Origin of the sequence: Dyadobacter flavalbus, from assembly GCF_006149045.1 — a bacterium.
Taxonomy (GTDB): Bacteria; Bacteroidota; Bacteroidia; order Cytophagales; family Spirosomataceae; genus Dyadobacter; species Dyadobacter flavalbus.
Genome location: NZ_VBSN01000059.1, coordinates 212,778 through 238,534, shown reverse-complemented (window position 1 = coordinate 238,534; position 25,757 = coordinate 212,778). Strand labels below are relative to the sequence as shown.

The 25,757-nt window shown below is 47.1% G+C and carries 19 protein-coding genes and 1 pseudogene; 8 read left to right on the top strand and 12 right to left on the bottom strand.

Annotation, left to right across the window (positions count from 1 at the left end; translation table 11 throughout):
* Positions 1-72: 72 nt before the first annotated feature.
* On the bottom strand, positions 73-3,849 hold the full coding sequence (locus FEM33_RS20055; protein WP_139013776.1) for a glycosyltransferase: 3,777 nt from the start codon (positions 3,847-3,849) through the stop codon (positions 73-75).
* The gene (locus FEM33_RS20050) at positions 3,846-5,111 is read right to left on the bottom strand and encodes a glycoside hydrolase family 2 TIM barrel-domain containing protein (protein WP_139013852.1); all 1,266 of its coding nucleotides are present in this window, start codon (positions 5,109-5,111) and stop codon (positions 3,846-3,848) included. Before FEM33_RS20050 ends, FEM33_RS20055 begins: the two co-directional genes overlap by 4 nt.
* Positions 5,112-5,591: 480 nt before the next feature.
* Between FEM33_RS20050 and FEM33_RS20045 the strand changes: the two genes are divergently transcribed.
* Positions 5,592-5,936: a hypothetical protein gene (locus FEM33_RS20045; RefSeq protein WP_139013775.1), complete on the top strand. Its 345-nt coding sequence runs from the start codon at positions 5,592-5,594 to the stop codon at positions 5,934-5,936.
* A gap of 255 nt (positions 5,937-6,191) precedes the next feature.
* Here the strand turns inward: FEM33_RS20045 and FEM33_RS20040 are convergent, their stop codons facing one another.
* The 5 genes from FEM33_RS20040 to FEM33_RS20020 all read right to left on the bottom strand — a co-directional run bounded on the left by FEM33_RS20040 (position 6,192) and on the right by FEM33_RS20020 (position 13,879).
* The gene (locus FEM33_RS20040; protein ID WP_139013774.1) at positions 6,192-6,710 is read right to left on the bottom strand and encodes a TlpA family protein disulfide reductase; all 519 of its coding nucleotides are present in this window, start codon (positions 6,708-6,710) and stop codon (positions 6,192-6,194) included.
* A 9-nt stretch (positions 6,711-6,719) separates the two neighbouring features.
* Complete coding sequence (locus tag FEM33_RS20035) at positions 6,720-7,160, bottom strand: rhodanese-like domain-containing protein (protein WP_139013773.1); 441 nt, start codon at positions 7,158-7,160, stop codon at positions 6,720-6,722.
* Between the two features lie 78 nt (positions 7,161-7,238).
* Positions 7,239-8,279: a selenide, water dikinase SelD gene (gene selD / locus FEM33_RS20030; RefSeq protein WP_139013772.1), complete on the bottom strand. Its 1,041-nt coding sequence runs from the start codon at positions 8,277-8,279 to the stop codon at positions 7,239-7,241.
* Positions 8,280-8,288: 9 nt separating this feature from the next.
* Positions 8,289-9,332 carry a tRNA 2-selenouridine(34) synthase MnmH gene (gene mnmH, locus FEM33_RS20025; protein ID WP_139013771.1) on the bottom strand — a complete coding sequence of 348 codons (1,044 nt, stop codon included), beginning with the start codon at positions 9,330-9,332 and terminating at the stop codon, positions 8,289-8,291.
* 332 nt (positions 9,333-9,664) lie between these two features.
* Positions 9,665-13,879 carry a hybrid sensor histidine kinase/response regulator gene (locus FEM33_RS20020; protein ID WP_139013770.1) on the bottom strand — a complete coding sequence of 1,405 codons (4,215 nt, stop codon included), beginning with the start codon at positions 13,877-13,879 and terminating at the stop codon, positions 9,665-9,667.
* 293 nt (positions 13,880-14,172) lie between these two features.
* Here FEM33_RS20020 and FEM33_RS20015 point away from each other — a divergent pair, with 293 nt between their 5' ends.
* The 6 genes and pseudogenes from FEM33_RS20015 to FEM33_RS19990 all read left to right on the top strand — a co-directional run bounded on the left by FEM33_RS20015 (position 14,173) and on the right by FEM33_RS19990 (position 20,911).
* The gene (locus FEM33_RS20015) at positions 14,173-15,441 is read left to right on the top strand and encodes a PQQ-dependent sugar dehydrogenase (RefSeq protein ID WP_139013769.1); all 1,269 of its coding nucleotides are present in this window, start codon (positions 14,173-14,175) and stop codon (positions 15,439-15,441) included.
* A gap of 50 nt (positions 15,442-15,491) precedes the next feature.
* Positions 15,492-16,529, top strand: a pseudogene (locus FEM33_RS20010) (aldo/keto reductase).
* Between the two features lie 365 nt (positions 16,530-16,894).
* On the top strand, positions 16,895-17,809 hold the full coding sequence (locus FEM33_RS20005) for an NAD(P)/FAD-dependent oxidoreductase (RefSeq protein ID WP_139013768.1): 915 nt from the start codon (positions 16,895-16,897) through the stop codon (positions 17,807-17,809).
* 202 nt (positions 17,810-18,011) lie between these two features.
* Positions 18,012-19,139 carry a DUF4249 domain-containing protein gene (locus FEM33_RS20000; RefSeq protein WP_139013767.1) on the top strand — a complete coding sequence of 376 codons (1,128 nt, stop codon included), beginning with the start codon at positions 18,012-18,014 and terminating at the stop codon, positions 19,137-19,139.
* A gap of 210 nt (positions 19,140-19,349) precedes the next feature.
* The gene (locus FEM33_RS19995) at positions 19,350-20,072 is read left to right on the top strand and encodes a hypothetical protein (protein WP_139013766.1); all 723 of its coding nucleotides are present in this window, start codon (positions 19,350-19,352) and stop codon (positions 20,070-20,072) included.
* Positions 20,069-20,911 carry an outer membrane beta-barrel protein gene (locus FEM33_RS19990; protein ID WP_139013765.1) on the top strand — a complete coding sequence of 281 codons (843 nt, stop codon included), beginning with the start codon at positions 20,069-20,071 and terminating at the stop codon, positions 20,909-20,911. Before FEM33_RS19995 ends, FEM33_RS19990 begins: the two co-directional genes overlap by 4 nt.
* A 7-nt stretch (positions 20,912-20,918) precedes the next feature.
* On the opposite strand, the gene FEM33_RS19985 is transcribed toward FEM33_RS19990, so the two are convergent.
* Positions 20,919-21,407: a MarR family winged helix-turn-helix transcriptional regulator gene (locus FEM33_RS19985; RefSeq protein WP_139013764.1), complete on the bottom strand. Its 489-nt coding sequence runs from the start codon at positions 21,405-21,407 to the stop codon at positions 20,919-20,921.
* A gap of 144 nt (positions 21,408-21,551) precedes the next feature.
* Between FEM33_RS19985 and FEM33_RS19980 the strand changes: the two genes are divergently transcribed.
* A complete protein-coding gene (locus FEM33_RS19980) occupies positions 21,552-22,442 on the top strand; it encodes an NmrA family NAD(P)-binding protein (protein WP_139013763.1) in 891 nt (296 codons plus the stop codon).
* 229 nt (positions 22,443-22,671) lie between these two features.
* Here FEM33_RS19980 and FEM33_RS19975 read toward each other — a convergent pair whose 3' ends face one another.
* The 4 genes from FEM33_RS19975 to FEM33_RS19960 all read right to left on the bottom strand — a co-directional run bounded on the left by FEM33_RS19975 (position 22,672) and on the right by FEM33_RS19960 (position 25,720).
* Positions 22,672-23,529, bottom strand: a complete 858-nt coding sequence (locus tag FEM33_RS19975) for a DUF2306 domain-containing protein (RefSeq protein WP_139013762.1) — start codon at positions 23,527-23,529, stop codon at positions 22,672-22,674.
* Positions 23,530-23,653: 124 nt separating this feature from the next.
* The gene (locus tag FEM33_RS19970; protein ID WP_139013761.1) at positions 23,654-24,337 is read right to left on the bottom strand and encodes a DUF2490 domain-containing protein; all 684 of its coding nucleotides are present in this window, start codon (positions 24,335-24,337) and stop codon (positions 23,654-23,656) included.
* Positions 24,337-24,927 (bottom strand): hypothetical protein, encoded by a 591-nt coding sequence (locus tag FEM33_RS19965; RefSeq protein WP_139013760.1) that lies wholly within the window; start codon positions 24,925-24,927, stop codon positions 24,337-24,339. The genes FEM33_RS19970 and FEM33_RS19965 overlap by 1 nt, the downstream gene beginning before the upstream one ends.
* Before the next feature lie 157 nt (positions 24,928-25,084).
* Complete coding sequence (locus tag FEM33_RS19960; RefSeq protein WP_139013759.1) at positions 25,085-25,720, bottom strand: MgtC/SapB family protein; 636 nt, start codon at positions 25,718-25,720, stop codon at positions 25,085-25,087.
* Positions 25,721-25,757: the final 37 nt, after the last annotated feature.

Here is a 25,757-nt window from a genome sequence, read left to right as displayed (position 1 = left end):
GCCAGTGGCGATTGCACGGCGGTCATTCAGCAAATTATTTTAGAGGTGCCGTGTAATAATGCTGGAAAATACCTATTGTGCATTCACTGAAAGCGGTGTATTCAGCGTGGATTTGCTGATTCCGTAGACCATGGAATCAACAATGGTGTAAAGATAAAGCTGATATTGTGCAGGATCGGCCGGAACGATAAGGTTTAAACGCGGCCCTTCTCCGACAGCATTGATTTCGACAGGCATTCCGAACCGGTTGTTCTTCACCAGTTTCCATTCAAAATGCATCGTGCCTGTGTTGCCTTCCGGCAATTCCCATCGGCCATTTTTGAAAATCAATGCATGATATGCAAGATTATAGCCTGGAATCGTCACCAGTGCAGGTTTCAGTATCTTGATTTCCGGTAATTGTCTGGGCGAAGGCGTACCTTTCCAGATATGGCTGAGCTGAAGGTAATTCCGTTTCTTACGGCCGTTATGATCTTTCAATCCCGAAAAATTCACGCTGTTCGCCATTCTCGCATCCTGCCAGCCAGATACAAAAGTGCCAGTTCCGGCAGTTTGCATGGCGGCAATAACAGGCACTTCCGCATAGCTGATGAAAAACGGAATCTGAAGTTCCCTGATGCGGGCAAGTATCTCCGGATTTGTTTCCGCGATCTGCAGGCCGAATGAGTTGATTTCAGGAATAAACCGGCTTACCCGGCGAAGCAGTCCGGGTGTTTTATGCGATAAATATAGGTCGGAAGTGATGATTCTTTCCGGATCAATTTTCCTGATCTGCTGCACGACGTCTTTGAGCCACAGCATGTACGCCTGCTCCTGATATAGCAGTTCCGGTTTGTAAAACTGGGTTTCCAGTTGTCTGAACACCGGACTTCCGAAATTCCAGGAACGGATTTCCGGACGGTCTTTCAAATCCTCCACGGCATTCAGGATCTGTTTTTTCAGTGTTTCCAGCTGATCCGAGTCATTTATAAAATTGATTTCCGGATCAATCCAGAAGCTGTAATGTACCTGAAGCTGCAGGTTTCCTGCCGCTTTCAGCATGTTGTAATCATAGAAATCCGAACCGTAGAATTTGATGGCATTGGCACCCAACCCCTTTATTTCCTGTAAGTCACTTTCCAGTTCATTCCTGGTCAGTGCATGATAATCTTCGGTCCAGTCAAGCCCTTTGTTGTAATTGATTCCTTTTATGCCGCTCAGGTAAAATGCCGGGTTATTTTTCGTTTTCCTTTTTTCAGGGATGTTCAAAGATTCGTCAAGCAATTCAGGCGCTGTTTTATTTTGAAGTTTCCGAAAATTCGAAAAGCGTTTTATCGGCGTACTTTCCTCAGCATTCAGCTGCAAAGCAGCAAGGAAAGCGGGTATGTTCCCTTTTGGCAGAAGGGTGTCGAATACAACGGCTTTGATCTCGGGAAACCTGCGCCTCGCATCGGCAAGTGCATGTTGAAAGTAATGCTGCTTCCTATTTTCAAAGTCGGGAGTCTTTGAAAAAGTCAGCATAACGGGCAAGCCGGATCTGAAAACATGATTCCGGTGATACGGCGCATAAGATTCTGTGATGGAAACTGAAATGTCTGCTTTCAGATCCGCGTCCGGATGTGATACGGCGATCCAGTCTACATATTGCCAGCCCGGAAAGTAATCGTCAATAGCTGCCGCTTCCCACGGATTCCACACCCATATGACATTGTAAATCTCTTTACCGGAAAAGAAACGGTGAATATATTTCCATGCCGCTCTGAATTCTTCCGGCGTGTTCCTGTTCTTTTCAGACCATTGCTTTTCAGGGTTGCCGGCTTCACGGGCAAAACAGATGTAAACAGGTCGATGCAGCTTTTTCACCTCATCCGAAAATTGTCCGAGATAAGCATCGTATTCGCCGTTGGTGATGCGGCTGAAAACCCTTCCACGTTTCTCCGCTTCATTTTGTTCAAACAAATCCTGCCGAGGTTCCCAGTTGATCATGGGAACCGAGCCGTTTTCATAGATGGATTCAATGGTCTGCATCGGCAACCTGCATTCCTTTTCTGATCCCCACGGCAGATCAAGCGAGACCAAATCAAAACGTACATGATTTCTCTGCTGGAATTCCTGAACCGGTTTCAAGGAAGATGCCCCGTGATCCGCGTCGGGCAAAAAGGCTCCGGTATAAAACAGGTTCTCTTTGTTATCACCAAGTGAATTATAAGTTACGGCATGCTTTGTTTCCCTGAAATAGACCATTGCGGAAAACAGCACAACGGCAGTAAGCAATGCAGTGCTCCGTACGCCGGTATAAACCTTTCTGCGTATGATCCAGAAGCTTCCTTTAACGTGTTTTATCCAGTTCATGACGCTGCTCAGCCCTTTATTTCGGGATACAACCGTCCTGAACTGCTGCTGTCTGCTGGCCGCCACGGTGAATGCCATAAACATGCTGTTCATTACTGCGTATAAGGCCATGATCAGGTTATACGGGTTTCTGTCGGTATAGAGTCCGTATGTCGCTGCAAACAGGGAAAGAACCAGAATAATGAGGTTTGGAACGTTCAGCGGCCAGTTGTTATCTTCATTTCCATCCTTTGGCGTAGGTACGTAAGGCACATCTTTCCGGAGCAGCGTATATACAAATCCAAGAATGAAAACCCACCACGTCCCGATCTGCAGAAAACCGCCAACTACGTGAAAACCCCGTTCCTCGTCTTCCATTACCCACCATTGAACAAAATGCCGGATCAGCAGTGTGGCCGTCACAAGCGGCAGTACGGTTGCTGCAAAATCATGAATACCCATATGCATGGGTGAAACGCCGGAAAACAGGGCCACAATGGGAATGAGAAAGTTGATCAGGAACACGATTCCTGACAGATAATGCAGCGGAATCGTGGCATAATGAAGTTTCTGGCGCCATGTAAAATTCCTGTAAAGTGCCGGGTATGCCGTTACAAACAGGTCAAAAACGCCGCGCGACCATTTAAGCTGCTGTTTGTAGTAAGCCGAAAGCGTTGACGGAACCAGCCCGCGCGCGAGCACCGCCGGCACATACACCGATTTCCAGCCTCTGGCATGCAGCTGCATGGACGTATGCATGTCTTCCGCCAGACCAGCGGCATGTCCGCCGATTGATTCCAGTGCCTTGCGGCGGAACGTACAGTTTGCCCCGATGGCCAGCACGGTTCCGTAATGGTTCATGGTCATCATCATCGGACCGTAAAACTGATAAGTCTGCTGGGCGGCGCCTTTGGCAATCAGCCCTTCATCATTGTTTTTATAAGCCTGAACAACTTGTACAAACCCGATTTCCGGATTGTTGAAATGCGTAACAATCGGGTCAAGAAAATTCGGGAACGGAACATGGTCGGGGTCCAGAACAACGCAGAGTTCACCCGAGGAAAGGTTCAGTGCATTGTTGATGTTGCCGGCTTTTGCATCGATCTTTTTTGTCCGCGTCACATGATATACACCGATTTCCCTGCAAAAATTTCTTAAAAATGGGTCGTCGGCTTCATCGCACAGGTAGGTTTTGTGCGGATAGGTGATCGCCTGAATGGCGGTCAGCGTTTCGACGATCATTTCATAAGGCTCTCCTGCACAGAAAGTGGTGAATATATCCACTGTGAATACTTTCTTTTCGGGCGGCGTTTCCGGCACTGTGATATGAAGGTAATGGTACCATTCGTGCAGCAGCTGTAGACAGGTAAAAAAGAAGCTAAACATCAGCATCCAGTACAAAGGGCCGTAGCCGCGCACAGCTTCCGAAAGTATGCTTTCCAGAAAAATGATCATGGAAGCCACCCCCAGAAAGATCATCAGTCTGAGCGTTAGCATCTGCCTTCCTGTCGGCGGCTGAACGTTGGGCGTGTGTCTCATCTGGTGCTTAGTACATAAAAAGGCGTGTTACACGTCGCGAGGTTGCCTTTGTGATCGTAAACTGTCGCGAATATCCGGTACGGGCCTTCCTGCGCGGGCGTAGTGAAAACGGCTTTCAAGCCTTGGTCTGCTTTCATAAGCTGGCTTAGCGGCTTCAGCAACCGGGTACTGTTCTCGTTGTTCTTTTTAAACCAGTCTTCCTTGAAAATCTGCCATTTGATCGTTTTGATACTGTCTGCACTGCTCAGCAACGTGACTTCCGCTTGTGATTTCCGGTTGGGGACAAGAATAATATTCTGATATGCATCTCTGTTTTCGACGCGCATGTGTTTTATTTCGGGAAAGGTTTCGTTCAATGTTTTTCCGGTCCACAGATATTTCATCGTTTTCACAGCAGCCGTTTTCCTTCCCTCGGCATCGAATATACTGAACCATGTATGCGTGGTTTCCTGTTTATTCCCCCAGAAAAAGACAAATCCGCCCAGAAACCGCTGGCTTTCCAGCGGCATGTAACGCAGATAACGTTCCCCGTAAATGGCCGCTTTTTCAGTACTTGTCTTTTCAATGTACGCACCCCATGCAGTTTGCATGGTTCCCTGCCAGGGCCCGTCTATTCCCCATTCCAGAACCATGTACGGCCCGTTCCAGAGCCAGAGGTGATGTTTCAGGTTTTCTCTGAAAGTGTCCAGCAAACTGAATATATTGAATGAAATCAGATCAATATCACAGCGGATCTGCAGGGTTGCGATGTATTTGGGATTGAAGTTCAGTACGGTAGTCGTAACCGGATGATGCGGGTCGTCCTGATGGATCATGTCCGTAAGATCGTTGTACGCCCTGTAAAAACGGTTATAGGACAAGCCATAGGGAAAATCCAGTTCATTGCCTACGCACCACATCAGCACGGCCGGATGCTTTCTGAAGCGGTTTACGATTTTTTTAAAAGCCCTATGCTGCGCTGCAATCCGATCCGGATCTTGATACATGTCAGCAACATTGCTGTTTTGTACCGGCAAACCCACGATTACAGATATATTGTTGGCATGCGCACTGTCCAGCACAACACCCAGATTGGTTGTATCCCAGATTCGGATAGCATTGCCTCCCAGCTGTTTCAGCAAATTCAGGTTAGCAGATCCGCCGGCTCCTTTTATAAAAAACGGTTTGTTGTTTTTGTACAGAACATACTTTCCGTTCTGTTTTCTGATGTGAACGCGACGTTCAGTCTGATTGTATCTTGATTCGGAACAGCCGGAAAACATGATGGTTACGAACAAACAGCTAAGTAATGCCTTGAACATCCAAGTACTGATTGATACTGCATTAATTTACAAAATTGTTCTAAACTTATATAAAACTAATTTATCAAGCAATAGAATTATATTGGAATAGCAATCATTTACAGCCGGGATAATCAGCTGCCCCCGTTCTGATCCGGCTTTGGCAAATGGCTGCTGCAATCATTTTTAAAGGGCATTTATGGATGGTGTATGCTGTGGAACAGGCGGCAACGTGCATCCGACGTGCTTTCGACTGCAACAGATTTCATTGTCCCGGATGGAATATTTACCGTAACATTGCCGTTTAGGTTTGACTTGAATAAAGGACGAAAGGAAGATCTCACTTATTTAACGGTAATAAGTAAGCCGTTTTTCTTGGCCGTTAAGCGTAGTTTTATTAATTATGGCAAAGAATTCTGCCGGCCTGCTTTCGGTACAATGCCTTATAATCACAATTACTCAATGAAAAAATCGATCTCTGTTATCTTATTTCTTCTGATCTCAACGGCTTCATTTGCCGGGCGGTACGTCATTACAGAAGCTTATGGAAAGAAGTTGCTTACGCCTGCCTATTTTTATGTAGGAAACCGCAGCGTATGGACGCTGGACTACCGAAACGGCACCATGCAGAATTACAAGATTCTGCTGCGCCGCCCCGACGAGCCGGAATGCAATATTGAAGCGATGGACGATAAGGGGGTCAAATTCCAGATATGCATCACCAGGGAATTTGGCCGGGAATCAGTGATCACTCTGAAATACAAGGACGCCACCTATGAACTAATCGGGCGTTATTACGCAGAATAATTTCGTGCATCTATATTCAGGGCGTTTCAAGAAATGAAATTGCCTCATAAAATAAGGATTGTCATATTGAGCAAAACAGCTGTAAAAGCCAATAAACCCGGCCCTTCACATCGCTCAAAATGACAATCCAAATCAAAAAAAACCAATAACAACCAATGACTATTAATGACAACCATTAGCTATAAATGACAGCCATTGACCATAAATGACAACCAGTAACAATCAATCGGAGCCAATAACAACCAGCACTACCCCTTACTTCTCCTCCAGCCCTGCCCTGACAAAATCTTCCAGCTCTTTCCCGTGGAGATTTAACGCAATAATATAGCCATCGCCGTCAACCACCACGTTATAAGGAATTCCTTCCAGGTTGTACGTTTTTGCTACGGGCGAAGACCAGAATTTAAGATCACTCACTTGCGGCCATTTTATATCGAATCTCCGGATTGCTTTTTCCCAGGCCGGTTTTTTACTGTCGAGCGATACGCCGTAAATTTCCAGCTTTTTACCCTTTTTTATGGATTGATGGTAGGTATCGTACAGCCTTTTCAGCTCCGGCTGTTCCTCCACGCACGGTGCACACCAACTGGCCCAGAAATCGATCAGCACCAGATTTCCGCGCAGCGAAGAAAGAGAAACCATTTTTCCCTGCGGTGTAGGCAGGGAAATTTCAGGCGCCATTACGCCTACTTTTATTTCATTTTCCTGAGCCTCGGCACGGTAACCGCAGCTCAGCACAATCAGCATCAGTATAATTGAAGCGGGCCTTTTCATATATCGGGTTTACTGGTTTACCGGATACCCTTTGTCGATCCAGTCTACTTTAATGTTTTTTGGTACGTTCAAAAGTTTTGCATTGACGAATCCCAGCTCTTTCAGCTCATTGAAAGCCGGCCTGATATTCGGGCATCTGTCGAACGGGCAGCAGCCGCAATAAATGACAACTTCACGTTTTTTATCCACCTTGGCAAGCGTCTTGTCCAGCTTGCCGATATTTTCTTTTTCCTTTCCCGGGCCAACATCCACCGAACCTTTAATGACCGATTGCGGGCCGATATTGATAATCAATGGTTTATCTTTGCCTGAATTGTTGATTTTATCGGCCAGTTCCTGTGTCGGCATGAGTTGAGCATCTGTCCAGGGTTCCTGTTTTTCCTGTGCCTGCGTGGTGATGGAAAATAACAGCAGTAAAATAAACCCGAATTGCTGAATTCTGTTTTTCATGATCTGATTTGGTTGAAATGTGAGTTAAAAATGGAAACAGGCAGGGAAAACATTCCGCCGTCTGCTCCTCGAATCATTTTATACAACGGTTATTACCGGCCCGTCGTCCTTGGGTTTCAGCCAGCCGAATGAAACCGCATTGAGACCGAGTACTTCCAGCTTTGCTTCAAACGCAGCCGTATGTTCTTCCGTAACTGCAACGAGCAAACCGCCGCTGGTCTGCGGATCGGCCAGTATGTATTTCTGGTGATCGCTTACCGGTCCGATTTTATGCCCGTAGCTGTTCCAGTTGCGCTGCGTTCCGCCGGGAAAACAGCTTTTTTCAAGATAATAAGGCAAAGAATCAATCACCGGAACCTTGTCAAATTCAACAACGGCTGACAAACCGCTTCCGTCGCACATTTCGGAAAGGTGCCCGAGCAAGCCGAATCCGGTAACATCGGTCATGGCCTTCACAAATTCAAGCTGCCCGAAAATTTCTCCGGGTTTGTTCAGTGTAACCATGCTTTTCAGCGCAATGGCTGCATCTTCTTTCAGCAGTAAGCCTCTTTTCTGCGCAGTGGACAAGATGCCGACACCAAGTGCTTTGGTAAGATAAAGCCTGCATCCGGCCGTTGCCGTTGAGTTCTGTTTAAGCTGCGGAATATTCACCATCCCGTTGACAGCCAGCCCGAATACAGGTTCCGGACAGTCTATGCTGTGGCCGCCCGCCAGCGTGATGCCTGCTTCGGCGCAAACAGCCCTTGATCCTTCCAGCACTTTCCGGGCTACTTCCGGCGCAATCTTGTCAATAGGCCATCCGAGAATTGCAATGGCCAGCACAGGCTTGCCGCCCATGGCATATACATCACTGATGGCATTGGCGGATGCAATGCGTCCGAAATCGAAGGCATCGTCCACAATGGGCATAAAAAAATCGGTTGTGGAAATAAGTGCCGTTCCGTTGCCCAGGTCCAGCACAGCAGCATCGTCCCGTTTGTCATTTCCGACAAGCAGTCGCGCATCGGGCTGCATGGCTACGGAACTATGCAGTATTTTGTCAAGAACCGCCGGGCTGATCTTGCAGCCGCAGCCCGCACCGTGGGAATATTGCGTAAGTTTAATGTCGTCTGTATTCATAATTGAGCGCTATAACGGACTGGTTACAGCAATTGAACTGGTAAAATTTAAAATCTGCAATGCGTTTTCCGGCACATTGCCGTCGGTCAGCGTTAAGGAAAAAACGTGTTCCGCATTCCGGTTATGGAGGCACGTCTGATATGTTTTGTCATAATAAACCAGAACGAGACGGATAAAATCCTCCATTCTGTCATCATATATAGCAGCTATGGCCTGCTTGGTCTGCAACGGGCCGAGCCTTTTATGAATCCGTTCGGTACAGGCCGCCAGAAAATCCTTGTCCAGCACGCCGTATTCTTTCACAAGATCACTGACCCGCTGTTCCGTACTTACTTTAACTTCAATGAGCATGGCCGTTTTCATTTGCTGCCTGAAGCCGTTTGGAATCAGTATTTTGCCGATATTCAGACTTTCATCTTCCACCCATATTTTACGGTTTGCATCCAGTTCTTTCAGCTCATCGGCCAGATTGTTTTCAAACTGTTCCTGCGTGGGCTGCACCAGCCTGTTCATGGTGCCATACGACGAACCCTGATGCTGCGCAAGCTGTTCCAGGTCAATAATCTGCTCACCCGCCGACCGGAGTTCATGCAGGATACGCGTTTTACCGGACCCCGTTCTGCCGCCCAGAATCCAGAGCTGACAGGGCACTTCAAACTGCCGGTGAACCCATCTGCGATAGTTTTTATAACCGCCTTCGATCAGATATACTTCAAAACCGTAAAGGTTCAGCGCCCAGGCCATGGCTCCGCTGCGCATGCCGCCGCGCCAGCAATGAACGCCTATTTTTTTGTCGGGAGCCATTTCCAGCGCCTGCCGTATAAAACCCGACCATTTGGGACCTGTCAGGTCAAATCCCAGCATGATGGCTTCTTCCCTCCCAACCTGCTTGTAAGTTGTCCCGACCAGCACCCTTTCGTCGTTACTGAACAAAGGCAGATTGAACGCGCCGGGAATATGCCCGTGCGCAAACTCGGCAGGCGTACGAACGTCGGCAAGCGGGATGCTGCCTTTAAATTGAAGAAAATCCTCTATGGTTGTATTTTTAATCATCAGCTAAGGAAAAGCTTTTCAAATATGCAAAGCAGTTTACTTTAATAAAAACAAAGAAATCGCGCTGCATACTATTCAGGGCATTTTTATTATCATCTTTTTCCTGCAAAAATCTGTAAAATACCAGTATGCTGTTTTCAGGTTTGTTCAGGTGCCTGTTTCGTACCGGCAGGAGAACCAATGCAATGATAACTAAACAAAAATTCATCTGTTGCGTTCAATGCGGTTCCGGGAAATGAGAAAGAACTTTCCGGTTTCTGCATGCAACCGGAAAGTTTGAAGCAAGATATCCTGCCTAGCAAGAAAAGCTGAAGTGCCGGACAAACCCGGCATCAGTTTCCGGCGTGTGCTGCATTTTGTTTTCTGCTGTCGTAAGCCTTCTGAAGTGCCGTTTTTATCTCGTTTAACCTGAGCGGCTTGGAGATATAATAATCCATACCCGCCTGCAGACAATCCTCCTGATCTTCACGCATGGCATTGGCAGTCATGGCTACGATGTAAGGCTGTTCCATTGGCTGGCTGCGAATCCGGCGTGTCGCTTCCAGTCCGTCCAGTTCGGGCATTTGCACATCCATAAAAACGGCATCGAATCTTTCCTCCAACGTTTTTTCAAAAGCTTCCCGCCCGTTCCGGGTAACGACGGGCACGTAGCCCAGCTTGCTGAGGATATTGATAAAAAGTTTTTCGTTCACCGGATTGTCTTCCGCCATCAGAATATGCAATGGAAAATGGCCGGCAAATTCTTTTGAAAGACTGGAAGGCGAAGGCTGGCGCTCGCTTACATCCGTTTCCTTCTGCGCCTTCAGTTCCATCTGGATCAGCTTTCCAAGCTGGTTATGCCGGACGGGCTTGGTCAGGATGGCAGCAAAAAGGTCCTTATGGTTACGCCCGGCTTCATCACCGACCGAACTCAGCAGGAAAATGGGAAGCGCGGGATATTTGCTTTTTATAATGGCTGCAAGATCGATTCCGTCCATTTCCGGCATTTGCTGATCTGAAATCACCAGATCAAACCTGGCGCCGCTGTCGAGTATCTGAAGCGCCTGTTTTCCGGATGAGGCCAGCGTCGGAATGAGTTTCCATTGTTCCATCTGAACCTGTAAAATCCGCAGGTTGGTATCATTGTCGTCTACAATCAGAATGGATTTTCCCTGATTTTCGGTTGTATTAAAAAATACATACTGGCGTGTCGGCTGCGTGCTGATCTGTGCAATGATCGTAAAATGGAAATTGGTGCCTTTGTCCACAACACTTTCCACGCCAATGGATCCGCCCATCAGATTGACAAGTCTCTGGCTGATGATGAGCCCCAGACCCGTACCGCCGTATTTACGCGTATGGGAGGAATCAACCTGTGAAAAGGCCACAAAAAGCCGGTCGAGCTTGTCGGCCGGAATGCCGATGCCGGTATCCTGTATGTCAAAACGGATTTCTATATCCTGTGCGTTGATCTGCCGTAAAAGGCGTACATGAATAAAGACTTCGCCCTGATGCGTAAACTTGATCGCATTGCCGACCAGATTGATCAGAATTTGTCGCAGCCGCTGACTGTCAGCGATAATCTGGCTCGGAACCAGCGCATCGATTTCATAAACCAGGTCCAGGCCGATAGCAGCCGCTTTGGACGAAAACAGGTCCAGAACGCCTTCAATGCATTCGCGGAGGTCAAAACTGATGAGTTCAAGCTCCATATTGCCGGATTCGATTTTGGAGAAATCCAGAATGTCGTTGATCACCGTCAGCAGACTGTCGCCGCTGCTGATGATCGTTTCGGTATATTCTGCCTGTTCCGGCGTCATCTTTGTCTGAGAAAGCAGCATGGCCATTCCGATCACGCCATTCATCGGCGTACGGATTTCGTGGCTCATGGTCGCCAGAAAAACGCTTTTGGCCATATTGGCTTTTTCGGCCTCTTTTCTGGCTAGCTGTTCCTGATCGTTTCGGACCTGCAGTTCCTTGTTAAGTTCCTGCAGATGCTCCGACTGCGCCTGAAGTTCATGCTTCTGCCTGCTTATTTCTTCAGTTCTATCGTGAACCTGTTTTACAAGCATCCTTTTCTGTGCCCGGATCACACGCATTCGCAGCCTGTGAACGCCGTATAACAATCCGATCACAAGCAAAACGGCAAGGATGCGAAACCACGAAGTACGCCAGTACGGAGGCCAGATATGCAGCTGTAAACGCGTTATTTTCGGGTTCCAGACACCGTCGTTATTGGATGCTTTCACTTCAAAAACGTAGTCACCGGCATCCAGATTGGTATAAGTGGCCCTGCGCATCGTTCCGCTGTAAATCCAGTCGTCGTCAAAACCCTGTAACCGGTAAGCATACTGGTTCTTTTCCGGCATTGTGTAGTTCAGTGCGGCAAATTCAAATGAAATGACAGACTGCTTGTAAGAAAGCCGGATGCTTTCCGACTGACTGATGTGTTTGGTCAGCACGGCATTTTTACCCCCGATTGCTACCTGTTTGTTAAAAATCAGAAAATCTGTAATGTATACCGGCGGAATATAATGATTGTCCACAAGGCGGTCCGGATAAAAAGTACTGAAACCGCGTACGCCGCCAAAGAACATTTCCCCGTCGCCTGCCTGAAATACAGCATTGCTCCTGAATTCGGTGCCCTGCAACCCATCCTCCACACCGTAGTTACGGAATGTTTTGGAAAGGTAATCGAACCTGGAAAGTCCGCTGTTCGTACTCAGCCAGAGATTGTTCTTTTTATCTTTGGCAACGCCGTAAATGACATTGCTCGCAAGCCCGTCCTGTTCGGTGTAAGCCGTAAAAACCTTCTTTTTCCGGTCAAAATAATTGAGTCCGCCGCCCAGTGTTCCGATCCACAGATCGCCGTTATCGGCTTCATGTATCGACTGGACTTTGTTGCTTGAAAGGGAATGCTTGTTTTTGCTGTCAAACCCGAACCTTGTGAAATGCTTCCGGTCTGCGTTCAGCATGTTCAGCCCTTCGTACGTTCCGGCCCAGATGTTGCCGTCACGGTCCTGAAAAACTTCCGTTACAATGTCGGAGCTCAGACTGGTTTTGTCGTCGGGATTATTGCGGTAATGCGTGAATTTTCTGCTTTTCACGTCATAGAATTCCAGTCCGCCTTTCCACATGCCCAGCCAGATGTTGCCGTCACGGTCGCGGAACATGTTGTTTACATCCGAACTCGAAAGGCTGTTCGGATCATTGGGGCGCGGCATATGATGCTCGAACGTTCCCGTCCTGACATTGAAAAAATCGAATCCGCCGTTGTGATAACCCAGCCCGAGAACATCCTCGGAAACCTGAATAACCGCAATCACATAATTGTTACTGACGGAATTCGGATTGGTTTTGCTGTGCTTGTAATGTGTAAATTTCCTGGTTTTTCTGTTGAAAAGATTCAGTCCGCCGCCGTCCGTTCCCAGCCACACATAATCCGGATTGCTGTCGCCGCAAATGGCAAGTATGATGTTGTTGCTCAAACTGTTCGGGTCGTGCGGAACCTGCCGGTACGACCGGAACTTTTTACCGAATCTGGGCAGGAAACTGATTCCGCCTGCAAAAGTCCCGATCCAGATATTTCCAGCCTTGTCCGGATAAATGCAATAAACCGAATTGTTGCTCAGGGAAGTATTGTCGTCCTCGTTCTGCTGATAGGTTGTAAAACGGTTTGCCGTCATGTCATAAACACTGATTCCGCCGTTTTCCGTACCGATCCACAAGTTGCCGTCGCTGTTCTGGGTAATGCTCAGCACATCGTTATGCGCTATGCTGCTGCTGTCGTTCCGGCTGTTCAGGAAACTCCGGAACGTATTGCTTTCCGGCAAATACAGAGACATTCCGCCGCCATGCGTTCCGATCCAGATGTTGCCTTTTTTATCCTTATACAATGCTTTGATCCAGTCCGAATACAGCTGTCTGTCGCCCGCGCCTTTGAAATAACTTTTATACCGGCCGTTTTCAGGATTCAGCTGATAAAGGCCGTATTCCGTTCCTACCCAAAGGCTGCCTGCATTGTCTTCTGCAATGCGCGTAACAAAGGAAGCACCTTTATTTTTGCCGGCTTCTTTAAACGGCGGATAAATCCGAATCGAACCGTTAACCGGATCAAACAGGATCAGCCCTTTATCGGAACCAAGCCACATCCTTCCTTTACTGTCCTGAAAGATATCGTTGATGCCAATGTTCCGGCTGCCGAAAGTATATTGTCTGAAACGGTTTGCATCCCGGTCAAACTTGTTAAGCCCCGATGAAGTCCCGATCCAAAGATTTCCTGCCCGGTCTTCCAGCAAATCCAGGATATAGCTGTCATTGATGCTGGTGCTGTCGGACACGACATGCTTGTAGTGTTTGAAAGTATAACCATCGTATAAATTCAGGCCGTCTTCAGTTCCGAACCACATAAAACCCTGCTTGTCCATGAGTATGGAACTGACATGATTCTGCGATAAACCCTGATTGGTAGAAAGCTGCCTGAAGCCTGGCTCCTGCGCGAAAAGCATGGCAGGATAAATGGCTAATGTGTACAGCCAGCGCTTACATATAGCGTTTTTAAAATTCATTATACGACTTATTTTTACATAAAGTAGTAAAAATTGTATGTAATATTATTATTTATTTGAATTAATGTAGCATATACCGGAAATTATTATTTCCCGTTTCCGGAATTTTCAAGTGCCCGATCTGTAAAAAGAAAATTCTTTCCCAATCCCGCTGCATCTTTCTGATGCCGGAAAAAGAGGATTATGGCTTTGATTTCCAGTAATCATACGTGATGCTGAGGCAGCAGATCGAATCTGACTGCATGCGGTCGTTTGCGCTGGCGTGGAAATTGTTAGCATAATCCGGATAAAACATGACACCAGAATTCCCCGATTTTACAACAACCATCCATTTTTTGTCCATCAATAACCAGCATTCATTCACTTCACAGATTATGTTAAAAAAATTTCTTGCACCGGTATTTTTACTGATTTTCTTCGCCAGGTCCGTTTATGCGCAAACCGGGCCGGCAGCACCCAATGTAAGCCTGAAACTCATCAGCGATGCGCTTACGCACCCGACTGCCTTGGCAGTAACCAAGAAAAATCCCGAACTGCTTTTTGTGTGCGAACAGGAAGGCCGCATCCGGGTTATCCAGAATGAAAAACTGGTCAAAACGCCATTTCTGGACATTACAGACGTCGTTCTGAAAAAAGAAGGGTATGACGAACGCGGTTTGCTCGGACTGGCTTTTCATCCGGATTATGCTTCCAACGGAAAGTTTTTTGTTTATATCAGCGTTGCAGCAAACGGCGAAAAAGACGTTGACCACCATTCGGAAATCCGCGAATACAAAGTCAGTAAAAACAATGCGCTGGTTGCCGAGAAAACCGGCATGCGGAAAGTACTGACATTTAACCAGCCGGAATCCAACCATAACGGTGGCGATCTTAAATTCGGCGCAGACGGTTATCTGTATATTTCCAGCGGTGACGGCGGCGGCGGCGGCGACCGGCACGGTGAATACGGCAATGGGCAGAACCTGAATACGTTGCTGGGTAAAATCCTGAGAATTGATGTAAACCAGACGCCGTACGGCATTCCGAAAGACAATCCGTTTGTAAACCGGAAAGATGCACGTCCGGAAATTTTTGCATACGGGCTGCGCAATCCGTGGCGCATCAGTTTTGACCGTCAAACCAATCAGCTTTTTGCAGGCGAAGTCGGGCAGGACAAGTATGAAGAAGTGGATATTATCACCAACGGAGGAAATTACGGATGGCGTGCAATAGAAGGTTTTCACGCATTCAAACCCTCCGATCCGCAGCCCGCAAAAGCGATCAAACCGATTTATGAATACCCGCATACCGATGGCATCAGCATTACGGGCGGCTTTGTATACCGCGGCAAGGCCATTCCTGCGCTTGCGGGCAAGTATGTTTACGGCGACATGATGGGTCCGATATGGGCACTTGCACCGCAAAGCGGAAATAAATGGACACGGACGAAGCTTTCCGTTTCAAGAGATCCCGGTTACTGGCATGTTTACAGTTTCGGTGAAGACGTTTCCGGTGAAATGTACGTGCTTACACAGCTTCTGGAGGATGGAAAAGGCGCTGTTTACAAGTTTGTACAGCAATAAATCCAACAATTTAAAATCATATCTGAAAAAAAACAACCTGACGACTGACTATGGAATACAGACAATTGGGCGCTTCGGGCATTATGGTGCCCGTATTATCTTTCGGAACCGCCACGTTTGGCGGCAGTGAATCCTTTAAAGCCTGGGGAAATACACAAACCAAAGAAGCCACAAGACTGGTGGATATCTGCATGGATGCCGGCATCAATATGTTTGATACCGCAGATATTTACTCCGAAGGACTTTCCGAAGAGGTGCTGGGACAATCGCTGGCACACAGACAAAGGGACAAAATCATCCTTTCGACCAAGTCCACTTTTACTTTCGGGGAAGCACCGAACAATCAGGGTTCGTCGCGCATTCACATGCTGAAATAGGTGGAAGGAAGCCTGAAAAGATTGCAGACGGATTATATCGACATTTACCATATGCATGGGTTTGACGGAAATACGCCGGTTGAAGAAACGCTGAGAACGCTGGACGATCTGGTTCAGAGCGGAAAAGTAAGATACATTGCTGCATCCAATTTTTCGGGATGGCATCTGATGAAATCACTGGCGGTTTCCGAGAAATACGGCTGGAACCGCTACGTTGCGCATCAGGTTTATTACTCGCTGACCAACAGGGAATACGAATGGGAACTCATGCCGCTCGGCATTGACCAGAAAGTGGGCGCTATTGTATGGAGCCCGCTTGCAGGCGGCCGTCTGGGCGGCAAGTTCAGCCGAAAGAAGGAATGGCCCGACACCGGACGTGTTGCGGAAGGCGGAAGCCCGGTGCCGGAAACGGCAGTTGAAAAAGAACACCTTTTCCGGATTACGGATGCATTGGAGGCCATTGCGGAGGAAACGGGAAAAACGGTTTCACAGGTTGCTATCAACTGGCTGCTTCAGCGGCCGGCCGTCGCAAACATTATTATCGGTGCAAGAAACGAAGAGCAATTGATGCAGAACCTGGAAGCGGTGGGCTGGAACCTTTCCGTGGATCAGGTTAAAAGACTTGATGAAGCAAGTAAAATCCCCCCTGTTTATCCGTACTGGCACCAGCGCCAGAATCTTACCCTGAACCCGCCTCCGAAGTTTTATTGAGAAGCATGTTTCCGTATCCGGCCTGAGAAATACAGGCTGATTTTTCCAGGCCGGATACGGGTCAATAAGAAATGTTTTTATCTGCGTACCGTATTAAGGCTTTTTCTTAAGCTTGCCATTCAACAGCACGGAAAATAGCCTTCTTGCTCCTGGGATGCTGTTTTTGTCAGTTATAACAATCTTCAGAATACATTTTTTTCAGGAAACCTGGGAAACTGGGTTCTTTTCAGGTATGAAGTTTTTAGAGCTGGATTCCATTTTAATTCGGCGGATCAAGGTTAAGCCGTTTCCAATGACTTTTGCTTTATAAATCAATAGTCCGGGCTTATGGATGGATGCCGAATGTATACCTGATTATGAAACTTATGCAAGCGATTCAAAAATACGATGTTGTTATTGTCGGCGGAAGTTATGCCGGGCTTTCAGGAGCAATGGCACTGGCCAGATCCATCCGGACAGTGCTGGTTATCGACAGCGGAAAACCCTGTAACCGGCAAACGCCTTACTCGCATAATTTCCTAACGCAGGACGGCAGCACGCCCGCAGCCATTGGCGACCTGGCCCGATCACAGGTTCTGGCGTACCCGACTGTTGAAATCTGGGATGATACCGTTATTGCGGCGGATGGTGAAAACAATGATTTTACCGTTTCCACGCTGGCAGGCAAGCAGGCTTCTGCTAAAAAAATCCTGTTTGCAACCGGTGTCACCGATCAGATCGACAATATTCCCGGCCTGGCCGAATGCTGGGGAATTTCCGTCATTCATTGTCCTTACTGCCATGGCTATGAATACAACGGGCAGCAAACCGGCCTGCTTGCCAATGGAGACTCAGCCGTGGATTTTGTGCGTTTGATCCGGAACTGGTCGGACAAGCTTATTATTTTTACCAACGGGAAATCCACCATCAGCGAAACGTACACACAGCAGCTGCTGGACAGGAACATAACCATTATTGAAAAAGAAATCAAACAGCTGATCCATGATGAAGGCAGGCTCCGGGCAGTTGAATTTTCAGATGATGAAACTTGTGAACTCGATGCACTTTACACCCTATTTCCGGTGGAACAGCATTGTGACATTCCGGAAAAAATGGGTTGTGCCGTTATTGAAAGCGGGTATATCGAAATTGACAATTACCAGAAAACCACGGTGCCGGGCATTTATGCTGCCGGTGACAATACTTCTGCGTTACGTTCTGTGGCAGCGGCCGTTGCGTCCGGTTCCAAAGCCGGTGCATGCATTCACCACGAACTGATTTCCGACGACGTCTGGACCTGAAATTTGAACGGAAAGCAAGTAAGTTTTAAACCTGGCTGTCTTAATAAAACCAGAGTGACAAGGTGCAGCTGAAAAACACGTCGCAGCAGGCCGGATGGCCGGCAAATAGATAAAAACCGGCTAACTTTGTACTGCTCCGGCCCTGTTCCGGACGCTTGCTGTTTAATTCCCTTCTTTCCAGTTCTATATTCTGATTGTCGGTATGAAATATTGTTTGCTGAAAGTCCTGTTCTTTGCCCTGCTGCTTTTTCTGGACAGTTGCATTGAGCCGTTTTCACCACCGGAAGTAAGTTCCGTTGAAAATTTTCTGGTTGTGGACGGTTTTCTGAATGTGGGTACGGATACCAGCAGAATTGAACTGAGAAGAACACAAAATGTAAATGCAGAGCAGAATCCGAATTATGAAACAGGTGCATCCATTTCCGTCGAGGCAGAATCCGGCGAAAGTTATGCGTTCAGCGAAGCGGGATCAGGCCTTTATCTTCTAGCCCCTAAACAATATAATACGGCGGGCAAGTACAGGCTGCGAATCCGGACAACGGATCAAAAGGAATATCTTTCCGAATACGTTTCCGTAAATGTAACACCGGCCATCGACAGCCTGACGTATAAACTGGATGAAGTTCAGAATGCCATGATTTTTTACGTCAATACGCACGATCCAGCCAACAAAACGCAGTTCTACCGCTGGAAATTTGATGAAACGTGGGAATACCGGGCGGCCTATTTTTCAGCACTGGAAGTTATTAACAAAAAAATTGTAACCAGAAGCCAGGACATTAACCAGTGCTGGGGAAACCAGAAATCAGGCGGGATTTTACTCGGCAGCACCGTCAAGCTGAGCAGTGATGTCATCAAGGACCTTCCGCTTTTCAAGGTACCGGTTCCGACCAACAAACTTTATATCAAATACAGCGTGCTTGTAAAACAGTACGGACTTTCCAGAGAGGCATTCGAATACTGGACCAGCCTTGCCAAAACCACGCAGGGAACCGGAAGTCTTTTTGATCCGCAACCATCGCAGGTTACAGGAAACATCACCAGCACAACCGATTCCGGAGACCTTGTTTTCGGATATTTCAGTGCTTCCACAGAAACGGCAAAGCGAATCACCATTACGCCGAAACTGGGAAGTTACCCGACCTGCATGCCGCCGGATACTTTTGATATTGTGTGCATGCCTATCAGCAACCGGCAATGTGCGCTGGAAACCAGTGCCTTGATGCTTTCCTACGGCGGACAAAGATCCGAATATCTGCTGGGTGCGCCTCCCAGCTGCGCCGATTGCCGTACGCAGGGCGGAACGACGGTAAGGCCGCCATTCTGGTAACAATGCATTCCTACGGGATATCAAAATAACTTCATACAGCCTCGTTGAAAAGTCCGCTTTTAACCGGTCACTAAGTTATTCTACATTTATATGGAATAATTTAGCTACTAATTAAAATATCTTTTTCCTTTCCATTACTTTGCTTTCCATTTGATCATTCCATTTGACAAGGCAAAGTTCCAATTGTTCCAACTGCATAATTAACTTCCTATGCAAAAGTCGCTGTTGTTGTCAGGTTATCTTTTGTTGCTGTTTGCGGCTGCCTGTGCTCCCAAGGTCCGCACCAATGTAACTCAGAAATACGAGCCGCTGGATTATAAGGAAGCTGTGCTGGTCATTGAATTACAGGATAAAGCGCCGGAATCTGCCGAATCGCTGGGAACAGTGAAAATCGGCGATGCCGGTATGAGCGTTCAGTGCAGCTATGCACAGGTGCTTGAAAAGGCAAAAGAAGAAGCACGCAAAGCCGGAGGGAACGCGATCCGGATCACAGCACATAAAACGCCGGATTTTATGAGCAGCTGTCACCGCATTTCCGCCGAAGTCCTGCGAATAGATGCAGCAGCGCTTGCTGCATTGAAAGCTGACAATGAAGAAGTTGATCCGGGCATTGACTATGCCGTACTTTACGTATACCGAACGGGCGGCGCGGGCATGATCATCAACTATAACCTCAGCCTCGGCGATTCGGTGATCTGCCGGGTGACAAACCGGTTCAGTCAGGCGATCAAAATCTACAAGCAAGGCCCGACCGAACTTTCTGCAAAAACAGAAGCAAAATCGGTGATTCCGATTGATATACAGAAAGGCAGAAGCTATTACGTAAGATGTTCCGTCATTCCCGGCATTACAATCGGCCGTCCGGGCCTTGAACTGATGAGCAAAAAAGCAGGCAGCCGCGAGTATGAATTAGCAAAAACCAAATCCAAATGAAAAAACTATGTACCCTCTTTATCCTTTTTACATTGATCTGTAACCGTATTCAGGCTCAGGATCTGATTGTTACGTCGGACGGAGATTCGCTGAACTGCCGCATAACCAAACAGAATGCACAGTTTGTTTATTTTACCTTTGCAAAAGACGGCCAGCCCGGCAATACGCTGCTTCCTGCCAGCAAGGTTTCGTCTGTAAAAAAAGCGTTTTACGGCAGTTCACAACTTCCCGAAGGCATGCAGCCGCTTTCCGGAAAAAGTTACAGCCAATGGCAATTCGGCATACGCGCGGGCTATGCTTACCGTACCGCAAAGGTCAGTGATCAGGTTTCTTCCCAGTACAAGGATTATATCAAAAAACTGAAATCAGGTTTTGTACTTGGAGGCGACTTGCATTACTTCATTTCCGAACCGTTGGGATTTGGACTGAAATACAGTTTCAACAAGCATAAACATGATGACGGAACCGATTTGAAGGACGATATTTCCATGCATTACATTGCAGCCTCCATGCTCAACCGGTACATCCTTGCCAATCCGAAAAGCAGCATTTTACTCGGCATCAATCTGGGTTATCAGTCCTACAAGGATAAAACCGTTCTTATGGGCACTGCGCTGGATATGACCGGCGGAACGGCCGGATTTGGTCTGGATGCAGGATTCACACATCAGCTGAGTGCGGGCACGGCTGTTCATTTTGGATTGTCGTATACGACGGCAACGCTTTACAACATCAACGTCGGACAAGGTTCAAACAAACAGAAGATCAAGCTGGAAAAAGGGCAGTATGAAGGTTTGTCCCGGCTGGAACTGACCGCCGGATTCAGATTCGGAAAGTAGCCGGAGTTTATTCATCCGCATCATCCGTTTCCATATTCAGCTTTTCATGATACCGGATGATCTTGCTCAGCACGTCAACGGTTATATCAAATTCCTTGTCGCCGACAAGCTTGCGATATTCATCAATGAGGCCCAGCATTTTGGTATTGGAATCGTTTACAAACTTTTTGCCATCGTCCGTCAAGTGAATTTTGTAGCTTCTTTTGTCTTTCTTCAGAGGCTGTGAAGTTATCAGTCCTTTTTCTTCCAGTTCTTTCACGGTCCTGCTCATTGCCTGCTTGGCAATGAGCGCTTTTTTTGATATTTCGGTATTCGTTATTCCGTTCTGCTGCACATTGAAAATCAACGGCATATACGACAGTTTCATTTGCCCGTAGTCCGGCCTGATGTTCCGGTGAGACCAGATATCCAGATGCTTTTTTGCTATATAAATCAATCTTCCCCAGTGTTTCTCATCGTCATACTGCAGAATACCGGCTTTCTTCGGCTCGTCCATATCATCGTTTTTATGTAAATATAAAAATTAATTTAGTAAACATTTATTACTAGATAATAAACATTGTTTACATTTGTTTGCTTGTGATGTCAAACAGAGGCAGCAGCAGGCAATTGTAATGGACGAACTATAAACCAAAACGGTATGAAAACGATAATACTGGTTGCAGGCGCCACGGGCGATCTGGGCGGCAGGATTGTAAAATCACTGATTGAAAAAGGGGCTGACGTACGGGCACTGGTGCGCAGCGGGACAGATCGTGAAAAGGTCGAAAAGCTTAAACAGCTTGGCGCAACGGTCTTTGAAGCGGATATGAACCATATCGCTGATCTTGAAAAGGCTTGTAAAGACGTTTCCTGTGTGGTTTCGGCACTTCAGGGTTTGCATGATGTAATTGTTGACATGCAGTCACTTTTACTCCGGGCGGCCGTAAACGCAGGCGTCCCGCGCTTCATTCCTTCCGATTTTTCCACGGATTATACGCAGCTTCTGCCCGGCGACAACCGCAATTTTGATCTGAGACGTACATTTTTCGAACACATTGACCAGTCGCCGATTGCAGCAACGACGATTTTCAACGGAGGATTTGCGGAGCTGCTGCATTACAACCTTCCTTTTCTTGATTTCAAAAACAAAAGTGTCGGTTATTTTGAAGATCCTGAATGGCGTATTGATTTTACAACCAAAGACAACACGGCTGAATTTACTGCTGCCGCCGCACTGGACTCCATGACGCCAAGAATTCTGCGCATTGCGAGTTTTCAGATCAGTGCAAAGGAAATGCAGACGGTTGCCAATGAAATAACTAATGAAGAGTTTAAACTGATCCGGCTCGGAAGCCGTGAAGAACTGGCTGCCCGGAACAAACAGGACCGTGCGGCCAATCCGGAAGGCGAAAATGAAGTTTATCCGCGCTGGCAGCAGGCGCAATACCTTTACGGCATGTTCAGCGCACAAAACCGGACCACGGACAACGACCGCTATCCGGAAATAAAATGGACGAATGTGCGGGAACTGCTTTCTGCACGCAGGTAACATTTGAAATTCTTCACCAAATTAAATCAGACTGAGCGAACTGCCGGGTAACCAGAAGCCTGTACAAACAACTTATTGACAAAAACCCGATGCCGCTCAGTCTGAAAATCATCAGAAGATCAAAGATCTTCCAAGTCCCGATCCATAACTATACATGACAAAAATCAACAATCATTGACTATCAATGACAACACCTGACAATAAGTGTCACAACTTCCCTCCCGCCCTTTCAAACCGGCAGCCATTTCAAAATAGCCGGGCCCCAGTAATAAATCGTGAAAAAATAAGTACCCACCAAAATGAATGCCGTTGCAAGAAAAAGTAAAAATGAAGCAGAAATCCTCAGTAACGCCGAAGCATTGTATTTACGCGCTCTGATAAACGCTTCGGCCACAACAAGATTCGGAATATAAAAGAAGAAAAACATGACCGTATCGAACGGCCCGTTAAAATGAGGAGTATGTCCCAGTCCGTCCGTCAGCAGCAGCCAGAAACCATAATCCATCCGGTATAGCCACGAACCGATTGCCAGTGCATACAAGCGCAGCGCCCATGCACGGTGAAGTTCCAGACGCCTGGCAACGGCATAACGGAAAGTCTGGATGGCTGCCACGAACATCAGCGCGCCGTATAACCCGAAACCGATGTCCATCGCCGTACCGCCGATGGTTCCTTTCAGCAGGATAAATGCAATTCCGCCGGCGGCTGCAAGCAATGATGCAACAATGTAAACCCGCCCGAGCCAACGATGAACCGCGGGATATTGAAGCCTTACTTTTTCTATCAACTGAATACTTCCGAGGACAAGAATAATCCCGCCTGCAGCAAAATGAAAGCCGATCCCGGAAGTTGCAGCAACGGAATTCCTGTTGTAAAGTCCCGGCAGAACCTTGTTCCAGCGCTGCATATCGTCTTCATAAAGTGCGGCTGCATAAAACGCCAGAATGTACAGACCAAACAACGCGGCACTCGTCCAGACAGTAATGACCAGCATTTTGCCTGACCAGTTCAATAAAATACTGCTGATTTTTGTCAATCTCCGGCTGCTTGTCTGCGGAGTAACGGAAGGGTTCAGAACTTTGGCCATAACTGCTTCTATCTGTAAGCTTTCACTTACGTAAAGATCGAAGATGTTATCCAGAATTCATCCGCAGGAACAATGCAAATTTTTGATTTTCAAAAACAACTTTCCTGAAACCCGGCCAGAACGGTCATATGCTGATAAACCAGCTGACGGCCAGCCAGTATTGCTGTGACTGAACCGATTTGTTGAATTCATTGACGCGGTATTCAAACCCCATTTCGATCCGGTTGTTATCCGTGGCATTGTAACCCAGCGCCAGCAACGCACGGATTTCAAGGTCAGCCGATTTGTCTTCATAAATGCCCAGGTACTCGTTATTTAATTTGGCATAAAATTCCTTCGGGTCAATGTTGACTCCGTTCAGTGCCTTTTCAAAGCCTATCCGGTACCGCAGCCTTACCTGAACCGCACTGTCTCTTCGGAACGTTTCGTCCGTCACAATGCGGTGTGCAATCCGGGCATATTCATGATTGGTTACATTATTGAACTGCTGTATGAGTCTGTGGGCAAACCGTCCTTCTTCCAGCCGGATTAGATAGCCGCCGCCAAGGGTGTTGGCAGCCGACAATTTGCGTGTAAGAATCATGGTAAGGTCCGCCCGTTCGTACCGGAACCTGTTACGGGCCTGCTGCTCCTCTTCCTTTTCCGAAAAAATCTGACGGGATTCCAGTTTGTTGTTCAGTTTCAGATTGTCCGAGATCTTGATGTTTACGTTGAGCTGCGGAAGCGTGCCCGCCCTGTAAACTGCCTGGGAAAATACCGCAGCCGGAATACAGATCAGCAGGAAAACAGGTAAAACAGATTTATACATCAGTAAATCAGGTTATCAGAGTTACGTTGTACAACTTCATGAATGCTTATGACGGAGCCTTTCTGATTGCAAAGGACTTCAAAATAATTCATTGCTTTTTTCCTGACCGCGTTCAGTATCAATTCATAATGAATTTCAACATCGTCAGGGACTTTGTCCGACTGCATGGCTTTTTTCAGATCGCTTTTACTTCCTTTATACTGAATCTGCGTTTTCACGACTTTGTACTTTGTAAATTCCTTTTCCAGTTTTTTATGGATTGTTTCCCTCGTTTCCGCATCAATCCGGCTGAACCTGCTGAGCAGTTCCACGTCCTGGATTTCGCCTGACTTGTCAAATTCAATGCTGTAATGTTTGCCGCCGCTTTTCAGTTTGGCTTCAATCGTGGTTTCTTTCAGGCTTTCTTCGCCGTACCAATGTATTTTTTCCTTTTTGAACACCGATCTTACAAATTCCACAGCTTTCTCAGGAACTGCACTTTGCCTGATTGCATATTCGCGCTCATACTTTTTCTGGGCATGGCAAGGAATCCACATGCTGGCAGCCAGCAAAATGAGCAAAGGATATAAATAATTCTTGATAGGAATCACAGTTTATTGAATTACAAGTCGTTAAGTTCAGAATATGCCTTATGCGGCAGTTTCTGCAATAAATACACCGGACATATGGCGCAACTGCTACAAACAACATGCCTGCAACATATTTCGGGCGTGGATATTTCCTGTTGGCCGATGCAGAAATGCGATTTTACTTGAAGCTGATGATTTCCTTTGTATTTGCCAGAATTTCATTGAGCGACATCAGATACTGTTTTTTCGCTGAAATCTGCCAGATGACCGTCAGCATATCCTGCTCTTTGCTCACATGTATCTGCTCCATCTGAACATGATTGTTCGTCAGCTTGTCTTCCAGCATTTTGATTTGCCTGAAATCCGCGTTCCTGAAAGTCACGGTCAGCATTTTATGCTTCTGCAGTTTCCCGATCAGCCGCTCAATTTTGCTGACAAGCAAAAGGATAATCAGTGTAATAATCGTAAATAAAAATGCAAGTGCGTGATAACCAATGCCGGTTGTCATTCCAATGGCAGCGGAAGTCCAGATGACGGCAGCCGTTGTGAGGCCCCAGACTGTAAACCGGTCTTTGAAGATCACACCTGCACCGATAAAACCGATTCCGGTAATGATGTTGGCTGCAATACGGTCGTCCGTGTTGGACCCGTGCCCGGAAACAATGGTGAAAATAGTGGAACCCAGCGTAATGAGCACAATCGTTCTGAATCCGGCCGACTTGTTTTTAAACTCCCTTTCGAATCCGATTATGCCGCCGCAAAGCACGGACATCAGCATGCTGTATAAATCTTTTTGTTCAATACCAAAATCCATTTTCTCTTACTTTAAAATTTGTATGATTGTCTGCCGC

Bases quoted from the DNA above. Each gene is read 5' to 3' on its own strand.
- FEM33_RS20055 (WP_139013776.1), bottom strand. From the start codon at position 3,849: ATGAGACACACGCCCAACGTTCAGCCGCCGACAGGAAGGCAGATGCTA.
- FEM33_RS20050 (WP_139013852.1), bottom strand. From the start codon at position 5,111: ATGTTTTCCGGCTGTTCCGAATCAAGATACAATCAGACTGAACGTCGC.
- FEM33_RS20045 (WP_139013775.1), top strand. From the start codon at position 5,592: ATGAAAAAATCGATCTCTGTTATCTTATTTCTTCTGATCTCAACGGCT.
- FEM33_RS20040 (WP_139013774.1), bottom strand. From the start codon at position 6,710: ATGAAAAGGCCCGCTTCAATTATACTGATGCTGATTGTGCTGAGCTGC.
- FEM33_RS20035 (WP_139013773.1), bottom strand. From the start codon at position 7,160: ATGAAAAACAGAATTCAGCAATTCGGGTTTATTTTACTGCTGTTATTT.
- selD (WP_139013772.1), bottom strand. From the start codon at position 8,279: ATGAATACAGACGACATTAAACTTACGCAATATTCCCACGGTGCGGGC.
- mnmH (WP_139013771.1), bottom strand. From the start codon at position 9,332: ATGATTAAAAATACAACCATAGAGGATTTTCTTCAATTTAAAGGCAGC.
- FEM33_RS20020 (WP_139013770.1), bottom strand. From the start codon at position 13,879: ATGAATTTTAAAAACGCTATATGTAAGCGCTGGCTGTACACATTAGCC.
- FEM33_RS20015 (WP_139013769.1), top strand. From the start codon at position 14,173: ATGACACCAGAATTCCCCGATTTTACAACAACCATCCATTTTTTGTCC.
- FEM33_RS20005 (WP_139013768.1), top strand. From the start codon at position 16,895: ATGCAAGCGATTCAAAAATACGATGTTGTTATTGTCGGCGGAAGTTAT.
- FEM33_RS20000 (WP_139013767.1), top strand. From the start codon at position 18,012: ATGAAATATTGTTTGCTGAAAGTCCTGTTCTTTGCCCTGCTGCTTTTT.
- FEM33_RS19995 (WP_139013766.1), top strand. From the start codon at position 19,350: ATGCAAAAGTCGCTGTTGTTGTCAGGTTATCTTTTGTTGCTGTTTGCG.
- FEM33_RS19990 (WP_139013765.1), top strand. From the start codon at position 20,069: ATGAAAAAACTATGTACCCTCTTTATCCTTTTTACATTGATCTGTAAC.
- FEM33_RS19985 (WP_139013764.1), bottom strand. From the start codon at position 21,407: ATGGACGAGCCGAAGAAAGCCGGTATTCTGCAGTATGACGATGAGAAA.
- FEM33_RS19980 (WP_139013763.1), top strand. From the start codon at position 21,552: ATGAAAACGATAATACTGGTTGCAGGCGCCACGGGCGATCTGGGCGGC.
- FEM33_RS19975 (WP_139013762.1), bottom strand. From the start codon at position 23,529: ATGGCCAAAGTTCTGAACCCTTCCGTTACTCCGCAGACAAGCAGCCGG.
- FEM33_RS19970 (WP_139013761.1), bottom strand. From the start codon at position 24,337: ATGTATAAATCTGTTTTACCTGTTTTCCTGCTGATCTGTATTCCGGCT.
- FEM33_RS19960 (WP_139013759.1), bottom strand. From the start codon at position 25,720: ATGGATTTTGGTATTGAACAAAAAGATTTATACAGCATGCTGATGTCC.